We start from the raw sequence: 16653 nt of genomic DNA, 5'->3' as shown, positions 1-16653 counted from the left end.
GCGGATCAGGCGTGCTGCATCGGTCCCACGCTCATCAGGGTGAGCTCCGGGTTGGCGCAGGCGCGGTGCGGCAGGTCGACGAGGGTGTAGTCGTAGGTGTTCGGCAGCCAGACCTGCAACCCGCGGCTCTCGACGGCCTGGCAGGATTCCGGATCGAACGGGCCGGTGTTGGTGATCGTCAACTCGGCGTACGCGGTCTCCCCGGGTGCCAGGATGAGCCGCTGCACGGGCTGCCAGGTCTTCCGCCCGGCCGGCGCCCCGATGGTCTCCGCACCCGGCCCGGCATGGTCGACCCCGGGGAAGCCGACCATCGAGCAGGACCGCGGTGCGTTCTCGGGGTTGCCCACCTGGATCCGGTAGTTCGCCTTGTTCATCCCGCCGTCGTTGTAGACCGCCTGGACGTTGACCGTGTCCGAGGTGCAGGGCGGGACGTAGGGCTCGGTGGCGCCGGCCGGTGCGGCGGTGACGATCGAACCGGCCAGGGCCAGCCCGGCAGCGGCTGCGGACAGCAGCGCAATGGGTCGCACCATGATCTTCTCTCCTCATCGAGTGTTCTTCGCTGACACCGGTGGAGAGTGGCGAGCCGACCGAAAAGTTGGGTGGCACCGGAGATGAAAAAGCCCGGATTCCTCTGCGTGAAAGGAATCCGGGCAGTTGTAGCCCCGACGGGATTCGAACCCGCGCTACCGCCTTGAGAGGGCGGCGTGCTAGGCCGCTACACAACGGGGCCGCGGCCGGATGAGATTACCACGACCGGAGGGCCGGGGCGAATCGCTCCTGCGCTGGGGTACCAGGACTCGAACCTAGACTAACTGAACCAGAATCAGTCGTGCTGCCAATTACACCATACCCCAATACTGACCATCTGGTCGGTGACCTGATCAGTGCTGGTGCCGCCTCGGCTCGCGCTCCGGCAACGACGAGAGACTTTACCGTATCGGCGGCCCCCGCACCAAACCGGTTACGCCGTGGTGACGCGGGTCTCCTCCGCATCGCCCGGTGTGCGATCCGGCACCTTCATCCACTTCGCCAGCAGCGCCGCCAGCACCGCGATGACGGCGAAGGTGATCACATCGGAGAAGGACTTCAGCCAGCCCACCTCGGTGACCTGGCGCACCCCGGCGATGCTGCCGGTGAGACCGGCCAGCAGGAACGAGAAGACGTTGTTGGTGACGTGGGCCCCGATCGCGGCCTCCAGCCCGCCGGTGCGGACCACCAGCCAGCCGACGACCATCCCGAAGGCGAACCGGCTGATGAACAGCTGCGGGTTCTGCGAGCCGTGGAAGAAGGCGAACAGCAACGAGGAGCCGATCACCCCGGGCCAGGGATTGCGGAACATGCTGCCGACGGCCTGGCTGAGATAACCGCGGAACATCATCTCCTCCGACATCGACTGGAACGGTGTCAGCAGGAAGATCAGCAGCACGAACGGCAGCAGACCCGGCTGCGGCTGCCACCGCAGCGGCATCCCCTGCAGCGGCATGGTCGCGACGTAACCCGCGAAGACGACCACCGCGATCCCGAAACAGGCGGCCAGATAGCGCCAGCGGATCCGATCGGCCACCGACCAGATCCGGCGGGCCGGGACCCCGTGCACGAATCGCAGCACGGTGAACACGATCGGGATCATCGTGATGATCGACAGGTGGGAGGCGAGCATCCCCTCCCAGTATTCGTAGCGCCGCGCGGCGGCGAAGAACTCCTCCCGGGGCAACTGGCTGTGCCCGAGTCGCCAGGCCGCGGCGAGCACCACCTGACTGACCAGCGCACCCAGCAGCAGCCAGGCCCACAGGGCCAGCAGGATGCCCGCCACCGCGCGCCACCAGGTCGCGGCCGGGGTCCGCAGCAGCTGCGGATAGGCAACCCCCGGCGGCGGGGTCGGGAACGGCGGCTGGTCGGCCCGCACCGTGCTCGACACCGGGTCAGGCCACCGTCGCCCGGGCCCGCCGCAACCGGGTCAGCGACGATTCCCGACCCAGCAGCGCCATCGACTCGAACAGCGGCGGCGAGACCTTGGATCCGGTGATCGCGGTCCGCACCGGGCCGAACGCGAGCTTGGGTTTCAGCCCGAGCCCCTCGACCAGGGAACCCCGCAGCGCCTGCTCCACCTGCGCATCGGTGAACTCCGGAAGCCCTTCCACCGCGGTGATCGCGGCATCCAGCACCGACGCCTCCTCGGGTTTCAGGGTGGCCTTCTCCTCGATCTCGACCGCATCGTCGGCGGTGAACAGGAAGCGCAGCTTGTCCACCGCCTCCGAGAGGGTGTTCAACCGCTCCTTGATCAGCGGGGTCGCCCCGCGCACCAGCTCCCACTGCTCCGGCTGCGGCGGGTCGGTGACCAACCCGGCCCGGACCAGGAACGGCACGATCGCGGCGGCCAGCGTGTCGTCGTCGAGCATCCGGATGTGGGCGGCGTTGATCGCCAGACACTTCCGCGGATCGAACCGCGCCGGATTCCCCGACACCCGACGGATGTCGAAGGCCTCGGCCATCTCGGCCTTCGTGAACACGTCCCGGTCCTCGGCGATCGCCCAGCCGAGCAGCGCCAGATAGTTCAGCAGGCCCTCCGGCAGATAACCGAGCTCCTGGTATTCGGCCAGCCCGGATCCCTTGTCCCGCTTGGAAAGGCGGCGGTTGCCCTCCCCCATCACGATCGGCAGGTGCCCGAAGATGGGGGTACGCCCAGAGCCCACGCCGAGCTCGGCGAGGGCGGCGTACATCACCAGCTGGCGCGGGGTGGAGCTCAGCAGATCCTCCCCGCGCAGCACATGGGTGATGCCCATCAGCGCGTCGTCGACCGGGTTGACCAGGGTGTAGAGCGGGTCGCCACCGGTGCGCACGATGACATAGTCCGGCACGTTCTCGGCGGTGAAGGTGACCCGGCCGCGGACCAGGTCGTCGAAGCTGATGTCGTGATCGGGGACGTGCATCCGGATCACGTATTCCCCCGCCCGGTCCCGGATCTCGATCTCCTCGGTGGACAGCGTCGGGCACGGGTTGGCCGGATCCCGGTGGATCGCCTGCTCCCCCAGTGCCTCGATCTCCTCGCGGGTGTAGTGGTCGCGGTAGGCGTACCCACCCTCGATCAGCCGCTGCACCACCTCGGCGTACTTGTCGCGCCGCTCGGACTGCAGGTAGGGGGCGTACGGGCCACCGACCTCGGGTCCCTCGTCCCAGTCGATTCCCAACCAGCGCAGCGAATCCAGCACCCCACGCAGCGACTCCTCGGTGCTGCGGGCGGCATCGGTGTCCTCGATGCGGAGCACGAAGGTGCCGCCGTAGTGCCGCGCGAAGGCCCAGTTGAACAGGGCACTGCGCACATTGCCGACGTGCAGGTTGCCGGTCGGCGAGGGTGGGAACCGGACCCGCACCTGGCTGGGCTCGATCCCGCCGAGGACGTCGAAATCGGCGCCGGGGTTGTCGACACTCACTGCTGCTCCTGGTTCTGCTGGGCGTTCTCGTCATCGGTGCCGGCATCGGCCGCGATCACCTTGTTGGTCAGGGTTCCCATGCCGGTGATGCTGATGCTGACCTGCTGGCCGGGGGTCATCAGGCCGACACCCTCCGGAGTGCCGGTGAGGATCACATCACCCGGCAGCAGGGTGGTGTAGGAGGTGATGTATTCGATCAGCTCCGCGATCGGGCGGATCATCAGCGCGGTCGAGCCGTGCTGCTTCTGCTCACCGTCCAGGGTGGTGGTGATCATCAGATCACCGGCCTCCTCGATCGTGTAGTGGCTGGTGATCCACGGCCCCAACGGGCAGGAGGTGTCGAAACCCTTGGCGCGCGCCCACTGCTTGTCCGGGCCCTGCTTGTCGCGGGCGGTGACGTCGTTGGCGATCGTGTAACCGAAGATCACCTCCTGGGCGCGGCTGGCCGGCACCTCCTTGCAGATCCGCCCGATCACCACCGCCAGCTCACCCTCGAAGCTGACCTGTTCGGAGAACGAGGGATAGATGATCGGCTCGTTCGGCCCGATCACCGCGGTGTTCGGCTTGAAGAAGGTCAGCGGGGTCTCTGGCACCTCGTTGCCGAGCTCGGCGGCATGGGCGGCATAGTTGCGGCCCACCGCGACCACCTTGGACCGCGGGATGACCGGGGCCAGCAATCGGGCCTCGGCCAGCGGCACCCGCTCACCGGTGAACTGCACCGCCATCGCCAGCGGGTCCCCACTGATGACACCGATGGTGTCCGGGTGGGGGCCGTTGTCCTCGGCCAGCTCGACGATGCCGTAACGGGGGTCTCCCCCGACTGAAAACCGTGCGACACGCATTGCCTCAGCCTAGCGTGCACCGGCGATGCCACCGGATTGGCAGACTGAGCCCCATGAGCACCGAGCCCTTCGCCGTCGTCGACCTGATCCGGAGCAAGCGGGACGGCAGCGAGCTGACCGATGACCAGCTCGATTGGCTGATCGCGGCCTACACCGACGGCCGGGTCGCCGAGGAGCAGATGTCGGCGCTGACGATGGCGATCTTCTTCCGCGGGTTGACCGAACGGGAGCTGGATCGCTGGACGACGGCGATGATCGACAGTGGGGTGCGCCTGGACTTCGGCTCGCTGGGCCGGCCGACCGCCGACAAGCACTCCACCGGCGGCGTCGGGGACAAGATCACCCTGCCGCTGGCGCCCCTGGTGGCCAGTTGCGGGGTGATCGTGCCGCAGTTGTCGGGCCGCGGGCTGGGCCACACCGGCGGCACCCTGGACAAGCTCGAGGCCATCCCCGGCTGGCGGGCGGAGCTGACCGACGCCGAACTGATGCAGATCCTGGCCGAGGTCGGTGCGGTGATCTGCGCACCGACCGCCGGGCTGGCGCCGGCGGACAAGAAGCTCTATGCGTTGCGCGATGTCACCGCGACCGTCGACTCGATCCCGCTGATCGCCTCCTCGATCATGAGCAAGAAGATCGCCGAGGGCACCGGATCGCTGGTGCTGGATGTGAAGGTCGGCTCCGGGGCCTTCATGAAGGATCTCGACAGTGCCCGTGAGCTGGCCCGCACCATGGTCCGGCTCGGGGAATCGGCGGGGCTGACGACGACCGCCCTGCTCACCGACATGACGACGCCACTGGGGCGTACCGCGGGGAACGCGGTGGAGGTCGCCGAGGCGGTCGAGGTGCTGGCCGGTGGCGGATCGGCCGATGTGGTCGAGCTGACGCTGGCACTGGCCACCGAGATGCTCGCTGCGGCCGGGAAGGGTGACATCGACCCGGCGGAGGTGCTGCGTTCCGGGCGGGCGATGGACAGCTGGCGGGCCATGATCGCCGCCCAGGGTGGCGATCCGGACGCCCCGCTGCCGACCGCGCGGCACACCGAGCAGCTGACCGCGCCGGCCGACGGGGTGCTGCAGACGCTGGACGCGCTCCCGGTCGGCCTGGCGGCCTGGCGGCTCGGCGCCGGCCGGGCACGCAAGGAGGATGCGGTGCAGCCCGCGGCCGGGGTGGAGTGGCATGCCCGGCCCGGTGATCGGGTGCGCCGCGGCGAACCGCTGTTCACCCTGCACACCGACACCCCGGAACGGATCGCCTCGGCGACCGAGCAGCTCACCGGGGCGTACACGATCGGGGACGAACCGGTGGCGCCGGGCCCGGTGGTGCTGGAGCGGATCAGCCGCTGATCAACGCGCGATCAGGCCATAGAGATAGGCGTCGCTGAGCGCCTCCCAGGAGGCCTCGACGACGTTCTCCCCCACCCCGACGGTGGTCCAGGACCGCTCCCCGTCGTCGGTGTCGATCAGCACCCGGACCGAGGCATCGGTGCCGTGCCCCTGGTCGAGGATCCGCACCCGGTAGTCGGTGAGCTGGTAGTCCGCCACCTGGGGGTACGCCGGCAGCAGGGCCCTCCGCAGTGCCTCGTCGAGCGCGTTCACCGGACCGTTGCCCTCGCCACGGTATTCCTGCTCCGCACCCTTGGCCGACAGCCGCACGCTCGCCCCGGTGCGGGTCCGGCCGTCACCGTAGTCGGTGTGCACCTGCCAGGCATGCACGGTGAACGGTTCCGCGAGCTCACCCAGCTCGTTGCGGAGCAGCAGTTCGAAACTGGCATCGGCGGCCTCGTAGGAGTAACCCCGGGATTCGCGCTCCTTCACCGTGTCGGTGATCCTGGCGGCCAGCTCCCGGTCGGAGATGTCGAAACCGAGCTCCTCGCCCTTGAGCTGGATGTTCGCACGCCCGGCCATGTCCGAGACCAGGGTGCGCATGTCGTTGCCGACCACCGCGGGATCGATGTGCTGGTAGAGATTCGGGTCGACCCGGATCGCCGAGGCGTGCAGCCCGGCCTTGTGCGCGAACGCCGAGGACCCGACATAGGGCTGGCGCGGGGAACCGGGCACGTTCGTGATCGCGGCGATCGCGTGCGAGATCCGGGTGGCCTCGGCGAGCGCACCGTCGGCGAGCACCGACCAGCCGAACTTCAGCTCGAGATTGGCCACCACCTGCAGCAGGTCGGCGTTGCCGGTCCGTTCGCCGTAACCGTTGATGGTGCCCTGGACATGCATCGCGCCACCCTCGACCGCGGCCAGGGTGTTCGCCACCGCGCAGCCGGAATCGTTGTGGCAGTGGATGCCCAGGTCGACGCCGATCTCGGCGGTGTCGCCGACGATGTCGTGCATCCAGCTCGGCAGCATGCCGCCGTTGGTGTCGCAGAGCACCACCACCTCGGCCCCGGCCTCGGCGGCGGTGCGGACGACCTCGAGGGCGTATTCGCGGTTGGCACGGTAGCCGTCGAAGAAGTGCTCGGCATCCAGGAACACCCGCTGGCCCTCGGCGACCAGGTGCTCGACCGAGTCGGCCACCATCGCCAGATTCTCCTGCAGGCTGGCCCGCAGGGCGCGTTCCACGTGCTGGTCGTGGCTCTTCGCCACCAGGCAGGCGACGCTCGCGCCGCTGTCGCGGACCGCCGCGATCATCGGATCATCGGCCGCCCTGCGGCCCACTCGGCGGGTGAAGCCGAATGCGGTCAGGGTGGAGTTCTTGAGCCTCAGCTCACCGCGCCGCATCGCTTCGAAGAAGTTGGTGTCCTTCGGGTTGGCACCCGGCCAGCCGCCCTCGATGAAGGTCACCCCGAGCTCGTCGAGATTGGCCGCGATCCGCAGCTTGTCGGCGATCGAGAGCCGCAGGCCCTCCTGCTGCGCGCCGTCGCGCAGGGTCGTGTCATAGACGTGGAAGTGCTCCGGACCGGGATGATCGGTCATCGCGAAACCGGTACCGGGTGCAGACAACGGCGTGTGCTGGGCGTGCGTCACGCCCTCGAGTCTGGCAACCGCATCGGCGTACGCCAAAAGGTCTCAGCCGGTGAGAACGCCGACGCACATCGCCCCCACGTTGGTTGAGCGAGGAGCGCAGCGCCCCCCTTGGTTGAGCGAGGAGCGCAGATCAGGCGACCTTGTACATCCAGCCGTAACGGTCCTCGGCGCGGCCGTACTGGATGTCGAGCAGCTCCTTGCGCAGCGCGGCGGTGTGCTCACCGACGCCGTCGGGGCTGTCGTTCTGCACCCGGTAGACCTCACCCTGCTCGTCCTTGAACTCCGAGATCGGGGTGATCACCGCGGCGGTGCCGCAGGCGAAGACCTCGCGGATGTCCCCGGAGCGGATGCCCTCGAGCAGCTCGCTCAGCTTCACCTGCCGTTCCACCGGAGTCAGGCCCTGGTCCTTGGCCAGTGCCAGGATCGAGTCGCGGGTGACACCCTCGAGGATCGACCCGCTCAGCTCGGGGGTGACCAGCTCGCCCTGGGCGTTGACGAAATAGACGTTCATCCCGCCGAGTTCCTCGACGAACTCATGGCCCCCGGCATCGGCGAAGAGCACCTGCGCACAGCCGTGCTCGGCGGCCTCCTGCTGGGCGACCAGCGAGGACGCGTAGTTGCCGCCGCACTTGGCCGCACCGGTGCCCCCGGCGCCGGCGCGGGAGTACTTGGTGGTGATCCAGATCGCCACCGGTGCCACACCGGAGGAGAAGTATGCCCCCGCCGGGCTGGCGATGCAGGCATAGGTCACATGCTCGGCGGCACGGACGCCCAGGAACGCCTCGGAGGCGAACATGAACGGCCGCAGATAGAGGCTGGACTCACCACCCTCGGGATCCGGCACCCAGTCCCGATCCGCGCGGACCAACGCCTCGATGCTGCCGATGAAGTCCTCGGTCGGCAGCTCCGGCAGCCCGAGCCGGCGGGCCGAGCGCTGCATCCGCTCGGCGTTCTGCTCCGGCCGGAAGAGCCAGATCGACCCGTCGGCATGCCGGTACGCCTTCAGGCCCTCGAAGATCTCCTGGGCGTAGTGCAGCACCGCCGCCGCCGGATCGAGGGTGAGCGGGCCGTAGGGCACGATCGCCGAATCGTGCCAGCCGTCGTTGCGGGTCCACGTCGCCACCGCCATGTGGTCGGTGAAGCGGCTGCCGAAACCGGGGTTCTCGAGGATCGCGGCGCGCTTCTCGGCCGGGAGCGGATTGGGGTTCGGGCGGACGTCGAACATCAGGCTCATGGACGCGAATCTATCAGTTGCTAGGTGGCCAAAGCATCGGGTCCACCGGCACGGATCTGAGACGCCACCGCCCGCAGCACGGGGCTGGTTAGGGTGTCGGCCGTGTCGACTAATCAGAACCCCAGCAAGCCAACCATCGCGGTGATCGGCGGTGACGGAATCGGACCCGAGGTGGTCACCGAGGGACTGAAGGTCCTCGGTGCCGCGGTCGGACCCGATGCGTTCACCACCGTCGACTACGACCTCGGTGCCGATCGCTGGTTGCGTACCGGTGAGGTCCTCCCCGACTCGGTGATCGAGGAGCTGAAGAGCGCGGACGCGATCCTGCTCGGCGCGGTCGGCGCGGCACCCGGGGACACCCGGATCCCGTCCGGGCTGCTGGAACGCGGCCTGCTGCTGAAGCTGCGTTTTCTCTTCGACCATTACGTGAATCTGCGCCCGTCGAAGATCTATCCGGGCATCCCGGTCCCGCTCGCCGACGAGGTGATCGCCGGCCGGGAGGTCGACTTCGTGGTGGTCCGGGAGGGCACCGAGGGCCTGTACGCCGGCAACGGCGGCGTGGTCCGCGCCGGTACGCCGCAGGAGATCGCCACCGAGGTCAGCGTGAACACCGCCTACGGGGTGGAGCGGGTGATCCGGGACGCGTTCGAGCGGGCCACCCGGCGCCGCAACAAGGTCACCCTGGTGCACAAGCACAACGTGCTGGTCAACGCCGGCGGGTTGTGGCGCCGGCTGTTCGAGGAGGTCGCCGCCGAGTATCCCCAGGTGACCACCGACTATCTGCACATCGACGCGGCCACCATCTTCATGGCCACCGATCCGGCACGCTTCGACGTGCTGGTCACCGACAACCTCTTCGGTGACATCATCACCGACCTGGCCGGTGCGGTCACCGGTGGCATCGGGCTGGCGGCGAGCGGCAACATCAACCCCTCCGGGGCGTACCCGTCGATGTTCGAACCGGTGCACGGTTCGGCCCCCGACATCGCCGGTCAGCAGAAGGCCGATCCGACCGCGGCGATCCTGTCCACCGCACTGCTGCTGGATCACCTGGGGCGGACCGAGGATGCCCGCCGGATCGAGAAGGCGGTCACCGAGGACATCGCCGAGCGCTCCGGCCACCGCCCGACCAGCCAGGTCGGCGACGCGATCGCCGCCCGGTTCTGAGCCGACGATGAGCATGCCGCCGGAGGTGCCGGAGCTGGTCACCCGCGCGCTGCGCGCCTCGCTGTCGCAGGGGTTCGTCGAGTCGACCCGGACCGAGACCGGACGGTTGCTCGCGGCGCTGGCGGCCACCCGCCAGGGCACCATCGCCGAGTGCGGGACCGGTTGCGGTGTCGGCGCGGCCTGGTTGCGCAGCGGCGCACCGGCCGGTACGAGGGTGGTCACCGCGGAGACCGATCCGCAGCTCGCCGAGTGCGCGCAACGGGTCTTCGCCACCGACGACATCGAGGTCTTCGAGGCCGACTGGACCAAGCTGGAGTCGCTGGCGCCGTTCTCGCTGCTGTTCCTGGACGCCGGGGCCGCGAAGCGGGCCGAGCGGGAGCAGTTGATCGATCTGGTGACCGAGGGCGGCATCATCGTCATCGACGATCTGGTGCCCTGCGCGAGCTGGCCGCCCTGCGATCGCAGCGGGGTGAACACCCGGCGCCAGGACTGGCTCAGCGACCCGCGGCTGGCCAGCGTGGAGACGATGGTGGCACCCGACACCGCGGTGCTGGTGGCGGTACGCCGCAGTGCCCCGGTGAGTTCCCCGGTCGGCTGATCCGGCCGGGTCCGACTTGATCTGGCACAGCCATCCGGCATCATGTGGCCATGACAACCACGCACCCGCACCTCGATGAGGTGGTCCGGACCCGACGCAGCCGCCGGTTGCGGATCCTGATCGGCGTCTGTGTGATGGTGCTGGTGCTGCTGATCGCCTGGCTGGTGATCGCGGCCAATGCGGGCCGCTGGGGCGTACCGATGTTCAGCTTCACCAATGAGCGCGGATCCCAGTGCCGCAACGACTTCTTCGGCCACAGCTGCAACCCGATGACACTGGAGGACATCTCCTATCGGGCGGACGTGCCGCTGGCCGCCGACACCAAGGTGCTGCTCGGCACCTGGCGCCAGACCCATGACTTCCAACTGACCGCGCGGCTGGTGTTCCCCAAGGAGAGCGCCAAGGCCAGTTACGAGGCCCTGCAGCAGAAGTTCGGCGAGTGCCGGCAGAACCAGCCGAGCCCGCTGGCCACCGTGCCCGATCTGACCGCCCTGTGCGTGATGAGCAACGAGTTCACCCGGATGGAGGGTGGCCTGCCGCCGGACCGGTTGTGGCAGATCTCCAGCGCCACCCAGGCCGACGGATCGACCCTGGTGCACATGGACATCCGCAGCCGCTGACCCGACAGCGCAGAACCACGAAACCCCTGCCGAGGCAGGGGTTTCGTGGTTCTGGTGACCTTCTCGGTGCCGCCCGGTCAGCGGGCGGCGGTGCCCTCGACGTAGTCGTCGTCGTGGGACTTGACCCAGGCCATCAACTCGCGCAGCTCCTTGCCGGTCTTCTCGATCGGGTGCTGCTCGGCCTCGGCCCGGAACTTCTTGAACTCCGGCGCGCCGGCCTCCTGGTCGGCCATGAAGCGGTTCGCGAAGGACCCGTTCTGCACATCGGCGAGCACCGCCTTCATGCTCTCCTTGACGTGGTCGTCGATGATCCGCGGGCCGGACACGTAGTCACCGAACTCGGCGGTGTCGGAGATCGACCAGCGCTGCTTGGCGATGCCGCCCTCATACATCAGGTCGACGATCAGCTTGAGCTCGTGCAGGCACTCGAAGTAGGCGACCTCCGGCTTGTAGCCGGCCTCGGTCAGGGTCTCGAAACCGGCCTGGATGAGCGCCGACGCGCCGCCACAGAGCACCGCCTGCTCACCGAAGAGATCGGTCTCGGTCTCCTCGGTGAAGGTGGTCTTGATGCCGCCGGCGCGGAGCCCGCCGATCGCCTTGGCGTACGCCAGGGCCAGATCCCAGGCCTTGCCGGTGGCGTCCTGCTCCACCGCGACGAGCACCGGTACGCCCCGGCCCTCGCTGTATTCGCGGCGCACCAGGTGGCCCGGGCCCTTCGGCGCGACCATGGCCACATCGACACCGGCCGGGGGCTTGATGAAGCCGTAGCGGATGTTGAAGCCGTGGGCGAAGAACAGCGCGTCACCGTCGACCAGATTGGGCTCGACCGCTTCCTTGTAGAGCTTGGCCGCGTGCTGGTCGGGGACCAGCATCATGATCAGGTCGGCCTCCTCGACGGCCTCGGCCGGGGTGACCACGCGCAGGCCCTGGGCCTCGGCCTTCTCCCGGCTCTTCGAGCCCTCGTTCAGTCCGACCCGGACATCGACTCCGGAGTCCCGCAGGGACAGCGCGTGCGCGTGTCCCTGGGAGCCGAAGCCGAGGATCGCCACGTGGCGGTCCTGGAGCAGCGACAGGTCGGCGGCGTCGTCGTAGAAAAGTTCGGTGGCCACGATCGTTGGTTCTCCTTGCTGGATTTCGTATTCAGGTCTGACAGTAGTAGGTCGGTCGACACCGGGTGCCCGGTCTCAGCGCATCAGACGATGCGGATCGGCCGGGACCGCTCGCCCCGGCTGGTGCGGTCGCTGAGCGAGCGGCTGCCGCGGCTCAGCGCGACGACACCGGACTGCACCAATTCCTTGATGCCATAGGACTCCAGCATCCGCAGCAGGGCGTCCACCTTGTCCGAACCGCCGGTCGCCTCGATGGTGATCGAGTCGTTCGCCACGTCGACGGTCTTGCAGCGGAAGAGCTGGACGATCTCCAGCACCTGGCTGCGGGTCTCGGGCGTCGCCCGGACCTTCACCAGCAGCAGCTCCCGGCGCACCGACTTGTCCTCCAGCTCGACGATCTTGAGCACCTCGACGAGTTTGTTCAGCTGCTTGGTGAGCTGCTCCAGGGAGGTGTCGTCGACATTGGCCACCAAGGTGATCCGGGAGAGGTCGGCATGCTCGGTCGGGCCCACCGCGAGCGACTCGATGTTGTAGCCGCGGCGGGAGAACAGGGCGGCGATCCGGGTCAGCACACCGGGCTGGTTGAGCACCAGCACCGACAGGGTTCGGGGTGCGGTGCTCACAGGACCTCCTCGTCCCACTCCGGCGCCATGTCGCGCGCGATCTTGATGGCGTCGTTGCTGGTGCCGGCGGCGACCATCGGCCACACCATGGCGTCCTTGTGCACGACGAACTCGACGACCACCGGGCGGTCGTTGATGGCCAGCGCCTGGTTGATCACCTCGTCGACCTGGTCCTTCGATTCGGCGCGCAGCCCGACACAGCCCATCGCCTCCGCCAGCTTGCGGAAGTCCGGCACCCGCCAGGATTTCAGGTCGGTGTTGGAATAGCGGCCCTCATAGAACAGCGTCTGCCACTGTCGCACCATGCCCAGCGACTCGTTGTTGATCACCGCGATCTTGACCGGAATCCCTTCCAGGGCACAGGTCACCAGCTCCTGGTTGGTCATCTGGAAGCAGCCGTCGCCGTCGATCCCCCAGACCACCGAGTCGGGCTGGCCGACCTTGGCGCCCATCGCCGCCGGGACGCAGTAGCCCATCGTGCCCAGGCCACCGGAGTTCAGCCAGCGACCGGGCTTCTCGAAGGGCAGGAAGTGCGCCGACCACATTTGGTGCTGTCCGACGCCGGCCGCCCAGTAGGCGTCCGGGCCGGTCAGTTGACCGATGCGCTGGATCACGTACTGCGGCGAGAGGCTGCCGTCGACCGGCTCGTCGTATCCGGTCGGGTACTTCGCCTTGACCCCGTCCAGGTACGCCCGCCAGGCGCTGAAGTCGAACTGGGTGCCGTCCCCGACCAGATCGCCGAGCAGCCGCAGCACCTCCTTGCAGTCACCGACGATCGGCACATCGGCGACCCGGTTCTTGGAGATCTCGGCCGGATCGATGTCGGCGTGCACGACCTTTGCCAACGGAGCAAAGGAATCCAGGTCACCGGTCACCCGGTCGTCGAAGCGGGTGCCGATCGCCAGCAGCAGGTCGGCCCGCTGCAGGGCGCCGACCGCCGACACCGAGCCGTGCATGCCGGGCATCCCCATGTGCAGTTCGTGGCTGTCGGGGAAGACACCGCGCGCCATCAAGGTGGTGACCACCGGGATCCCGGCGGCCTCGGCCAGGGCACGCAGTTCCTCGGCCGCCTGGGCCTTCACCACACCGCCACCGACGTAGAGCACCGGGCGCTGCGCCTCGGCGAGCAGCCGGGCCGCCTCCTTGACCTGCTTGTTGTGCGGTTTGGTGGTGGGCCGGTAACCGGGCAGCTCAACGGTCCGCGGCCAGACGAAGTCGAACTCGGCCTGCAGCGCATCCTTGGTGATGTCGACCAGCACCGGGCCCGGGCGGCCGGTGCCGGCGATGTGGAATGCGGAGGCGATCGCCTCGGCGATGTCCTCGGGCCGGGTGATCAGGAAGTTGTGCTTGGTGATCGGCATCGTGATGCCGCGGATGTCGGCCTCCTGGAAGGCATCGGTGCCGATCGACCGGCTGCCGACCTGACCGGTGATCGCGACGATGGGCACCGAGTCCATGTGCGCATCGGCGATCGGCGTGACCAGGTTGGTCGCGCCCGGGCCGGAGGTCGCCATGCACACACCGACCTTGCCGGTGGCCACGGCGTACCCCTCGGCCGCATGGCCCGCGCCCTGTTCGTGCCGGACGAGGATGTGGCGTACCGAAGAATCGAAGAGCGGGTCGTAGGCCGGCAGGATCGCGCCGCCGGGGATACCGAAGACGACCTCCACCCCCATCAACTCGAGCGAACGGACCAGCGCCTGCGATCCGGTCATCCGGAGCGGCGCATTCGGCTCCGCCCCGTTCTCGCGCTGGCTGGGGGCAGCCGGCCGCGGTTGAGCTTCCGGCCGGGGCGGCTTGGGTGCCGCCTCGTCAGTGACCCTCATCTGTCTCCTCCACACATCGTGACGTTCGATCCGCACCGCGCGGTATCGAGGTCAACAGTTGGTGGCTTCTCGTCGCTTCCTGCCGCCGGGATCTCCGGCAACAAAAAACCCCCGCCGCCGGGAGGCGCACGAGGGAGCGTGTCGGTGGTGGGGGGTCTTCCCCGGCCGACACGCTAGGTGATTACGAGAATCCGGTACTGCTGCACGTCTTCACAATGTCGCATCGTTCCAGTTGTGTCAACGAATGGACGCATCTTCTCAGGCGGTGAGATTCTTTGGCGTCCTAGGAAATCCGGACGTCGGCTGAGCGAGCGCAGCGAGTCGGAGCCACCCGCGCCTCGCGGGTGGCTCCGACTAGGTCGTTGCCTCCTCGTTCGGCTCAGTCCACGTGCCGCACGGCCCCGTAGGAGGCCGGCCGCACCATCGAGGCGTACGCGCGCAGCGCCTTGGAGACCTCGCGCTGCCGGTTCGCCGGCCGCCAGGGCAGATCGCCCTGAGCCAGCCGGCGCCGCTCCAGCTCGGCGTCGTCGACGTTGAGGTGCAGCTTGCGGTTGTGCACGTCGATCTCGATCTCGTCCCCGTCGCGGACGAGCCCGATCACCCCACCGCCGGCGGCTTCGGGCGAGATGTGTCCGATCGACAGGCCCGAGGTGCCGCCGGAGAAACGGCCGTCGGTGATCAGCGCGCACTTCTTGCCCAGGCCGCGCCCCTTGAGGAAGGAGGTCGGATAGAGCATCTCCTGCATCCCCGGTCCACCCTTGGGGCCCTCGTAGCGGATCACCACCACATCGCCCGCCTTGACGGTCTTGTTCAGGATCTTCTCGACGGCCTCCTCCTGGGATTCCATCACCACCGCGGGGCCGACGAAGTTGAACAGCTCCTCATCGATGCCGGCCGACTTGATCACCGCGCCCTCGGTGGCGAGATTTCCATACAGGATGGCCAATCCGCCGTCGGCGGTGTAGGCGTGCTCGAAGTCCCGGATGCAGCCCTCGGCCTGATCGAGGTCGAGGGAGTCCCAACGGTTCTGGGTCGAGAACGCCTCGGTGGTGCGGACCCCACCGGGCGCGGCATGGAACAGGTCGACGGCCTCGGGGGTCGCCTTGCCGCCGCGCACGTCCCAGGCGTCCAGCCAGGAACCCAGGTCGTCGGAGTGGATGGTGTGCACCGATTCGTCCAGCACCCCGGCGCGTCGCAGTTCGCCAAGGATGGCAGGGATTCCGCCGGCGCGGTGGACGTCCTCGATGTGGTACTTCGGCGAGTTCGGAGCCACCTTGCTGAGGCACGGGACCTGCCGGGACAGGTCCTCGATGTCGGCCAGGGTGAAGTCGATCTCCCCCTCGATCGCCGCGGCCAGGGTGTGCAGGACGGTGTTGGTGGAACCACCCATGGCGATGTCCAGGCACATCGCGTTGCGGAAGGCCGCCTTGTTCGCGATGTTGCGCGGCAGCGCGCCCTCGTCGTCCTTCTCGTACCAGCGGCGGGCCAGATCGACGACCCGGCGACCGGCCTCCAGGAACAGCTCCCGGCGATCGGCGTGGGTGGCCAGAGTGGTGCCGTTGCCGGGCAGCGAGAGACCGAGCGCCTCGGTCAGGCAGTTCATCGAGTTGGCGGTGAACATGCCCGAACAGGAACCGCAGGTCGGGCAGGCGGACCGCTCGATCTCGCTCATCCCCGCCTCGCCGATCGAGTCGTCGGCCGAGGCCGACATCGCCGAGATCAGATCGGTGCTGGGGAACGCCACCCCATCGGCGATGACCGCCTTGCCGGCCTCCATCGGACCGCCGGAGACGAAGACCACCGGGATGTTCAGCCGGAGTGCGGCCATCAGCATCCCGGGGGTGATCTTGTCGCAGTTGGAGATGCAGACCAGGGCGTCGGCGCAGTGCGCGTTCACCATGTATTCGACCGCGTCGGCGATCAGTTCACGGCTGGGCAGCGAATAGAGCATGCCGCCGTGGCCCATCGCGATGCCGTCGTCGACCGCGATGGTGTTGAACTCCTTGGCGACCCCGCCGGCCTCGGCGACCGCGCCGGCGACCAGCTGGCCCATGTCCTTCAGGTGCACGTGGCCGGGTACGAACTGGGTGAAGGAGTTGGCGATCGCCACGATCGGTTTGCCGAAGTCCTCATCCACCATGCCGGTGGCCCGCCAGAGCGAGCGCGCCCCGGCCATGTTGCGGCCATGGGTGGTGGTGCGGGAACGCAGTGCGGGCATGACGGCTCCTTCGCGG

Annotated in this window: 14 protein-coding genes and 2 tRNA genes; 4 read left to right on the top strand and 12 right to left on the bottom strand. The window is 68.4% G+C overall.

The genetic code is table 11. The features are described 5' to 3' along the window. Positions 1–5: 5 nt before the first annotated feature. From BI335_RS01570 to BI335_RS01545, 6 genes are all read right to left on the bottom strand, one after another. Complete coding sequence (locus BI335_RS01570; protein ID WP_094356156.1) at positions 6–530, bottom strand: DUF4232 domain-containing protein; 525 nt, start codon at positions 528–530, stop codon at positions 6–8. A gap of 127 nt (positions 531–657) precedes the next feature. Continuing rightward, positions 658–730 (bottom strand) — tRNA-Glu (locus tag BI335_RS01565). 52 nt (positions 731–782) lie between these two features. Continuing rightward, positions 783–854: transfer RNA gene (locus BI335_RS01560), tRNA-Gln, on the bottom strand. A gap of 107 nt (positions 855–961) precedes the next feature. Next, positions 962–1918 carry a CPBP family intramembrane glutamic endopeptidase gene (locus BI335_RS01555; protein WP_094400435.1) on the bottom strand — a complete coding sequence of 319 codons (957 nt, stop codon included), beginning with the start codon at positions 1916–1918 and terminating at the stop codon, positions 962–964. 4 nt (positions 1919–1922) lie between these two features. Further along, positions 1923–3431, bottom strand: a complete 1509-nt coding sequence (gene gltX / locus BI335_RS01550) for a glutamate--tRNA ligase (RefSeq protein ID WP_229119386.1) — start codon at positions 3429–3431, stop codon at positions 1923–1925. Continuing rightward, complete coding sequence (locus BI335_RS01545; RefSeq protein WP_094356158.1) at positions 3428–4273, bottom strand: fumarylacetoacetate hydrolase family protein; 846 nt, start codon at positions 4271–4273, stop codon at positions 3428–3430. The genes gltX and BI335_RS01545 overlap by 4 nt, the downstream gene beginning before the upstream one ends. A 53-nt stretch (positions 4274–4326) precedes the next feature. Here BI335_RS01545 and BI335_RS01540 point away from each other — a divergent pair, with 53 nt between their 5' ends. Then, complete coding sequence (locus BI335_RS01540; RefSeq protein ID WP_094356159.1) at positions 4327–5616, top strand: thymidine phosphorylase; 1290 nt, start codon at positions 4327–4329, stop codon at positions 5614–5616. On the opposite strand, the gene cimA is transcribed toward BI335_RS01540, so the two are convergent. After that, on the bottom strand, positions 5617–7191 hold the full coding sequence (gene cimA / locus BI335_RS01535) for a citramalate synthase (RefSeq protein WP_094356160.1): 1575 nt from the start codon (positions 7189–7191) through the stop codon (positions 5617–5619). A 181-nt stretch (positions 7192–7372) separates the two neighbouring features. Next, positions 7373–8476: a branched-chain amino acid aminotransferase gene (locus BI335_RS01530; protein ID WP_094356161.1), complete on the bottom strand. Its 1104-nt coding sequence runs from the start codon at positions 8474–8476 to the stop codon at positions 7373–7375. 102 nt (positions 8477–8578) lie between these two features. On the opposite strand from BI335_RS01530, the gene BI335_RS01525 reads away from it, so the two are divergent. Genes BI335_RS01525 through BI335_RS01515 form a run of 3 tightly spaced genes read left to right on the top strand, consistent with a single transcriptional unit; the run spans position 8579 to position 10861 of the window. Beyond that, positions 8579–9643 carry a 3-isopropylmalate dehydrogenase gene (locus tag BI335_RS01525; protein ID WP_172421670.1) on the top strand — a complete coding sequence of 355 codons (1065 nt, stop codon included), beginning with the start codon at positions 8579–8581 and terminating at the stop codon, positions 9641–9643. Between the two features lie 7 nt (positions 9644–9650). After that, entirely contained in the window at positions 9651–10241 is a 591-nt protein-coding gene (locus BI335_RS01520) for an O-methyltransferase (protein ID WP_094356163.1), read from the top strand. Positions 10242–10291: 50 nt separating this feature from the next. Further along, positions 10292–10861: a hypothetical protein gene (locus BI335_RS01515; RefSeq protein WP_094356164.1), complete on the top strand. Its 570-nt coding sequence runs from the start codon at positions 10292–10294 to the stop codon at positions 10859–10861. A 77-nt stretch (positions 10862–10938) separates the two neighbouring features. Here the strand turns inward: BI335_RS01515 and ilvC are convergent, their stop codons facing one another. From ilvC to ilvD, 4 genes are all read right to left on the bottom strand, one after another. Next, positions 10939–11970, bottom strand: a complete 1032-nt coding sequence (gene ilvC / locus BI335_RS01510; RefSeq protein WP_094356165.1) for a ketol-acid reductoisomerase — start codon at positions 11968–11970, stop codon at positions 10939–10941. Between the two features lie 83 nt (positions 11971–12053). Further along, the gene (ilvN, locus tag BI335_RS01505; protein WP_094356166.1) at positions 12054–12593 is read right to left on the bottom strand and encodes an acetolactate synthase small subunit; all 540 of its coding nucleotides are present in this window, start codon (positions 12591–12593) and stop codon (positions 12054–12056) included. Further along, positions 12590–14308 carry an acetolactate synthase large subunit gene (locus BI335_RS01500; RefSeq protein ID WP_229119426.1) on the bottom strand — a complete coding sequence of 573 codons (1719 nt, stop codon included), beginning with the start codon at positions 14306–14308 and terminating at the stop codon, positions 12590–12592. Before BI335_RS01500 ends, ilvN begins: the two co-directional genes overlap by 4 nt. A gap of 490 nt (positions 14309–14798) precedes the next feature. Further along, complete coding sequence (gene ilvD, locus BI335_RS01495) at positions 14799–16637, bottom strand: dihydroxy-acid dehydratase (protein ID WP_094356168.1); 1839 nt, start codon at positions 16635–16637, stop codon at positions 14799–14801. Positions 16638–16653: the final 16 nt, after the last annotated feature.

Source organism: Enemella evansiae (assembly GCF_002250705.1).
Classification (GTDB): Bacteria; Actinomycetota; Actinomycetes; order Propionibacteriales; family Propionibacteriaceae; genus Enemella; species Enemella evansiae.
The sequence above is the reverse complement of the archived record's forward strand: the minus strand, read 5'-3'. Positions and strand labels throughout refer to the sequence as shown.

Bases quoted from the DNA above. Each gene is read 5' to 3' on its own strand.
- BI335_RS01545 (WP_094356158.1), bottom strand. From the start codon at position 4,273: ATGCGTGTCGCACGGTTTTCAGTCGGGGGAGACCCCCGTTACGGCATC.
- BI335_RS01515 (WP_094356164.1), top strand. From the start codon at position 10,292: ATGACAACCACGCACCCGCACCTCGATGAGGTGGTCCGGACCCGACGC.
- BI335_RS01530 (WP_094356161.1), bottom strand. From the start codon at position 8,476: ATGAGCCTGATGTTCGACGTCCGCCCGAACCCCAATCCGCTCCCGGCC.
- BI335_RS01540 (WP_094356159.1), top strand. From the start codon at position 4,327: ATGAGCACCGAGCCCTTCGCCGTCGTCGACCTGATCCGGAGCAAGCGG.
- BI335_RS01520 (WP_094356163.1), top strand. From the start codon at position 9,651: ATGAGCATGCCGCCGGAGGTGCCGGAGCTGGTCACCCGCGCGCTGCGC.
- cimA (WP_094356160.1), bottom strand. From the start codon at position 7,191: ATGACCGATCATCCCGGTCCGGAGCACTTCCACGTCTATGACACGACC.
- BI335_RS01500 (WP_229119426.1), bottom strand. From the start codon at position 14,308: ATGACCGGATCGCAGGCGCTGGTCCGTTCGCTCGAGTTGATGGGGGTG.
- ilvD (WP_094356168.1), bottom strand. From the start codon at position 16,637: ATGCCCGCACTGCGTTCCCGCACCACCACCCATGGCCGCAACATGGCC.
- BI335_RS01570 (WP_094356156.1), bottom strand. From the start codon at position 530: ATGGTGCGACCCATTGCGCTGCTGTCCGCAGCCGCTGCCGGGCTGGCC.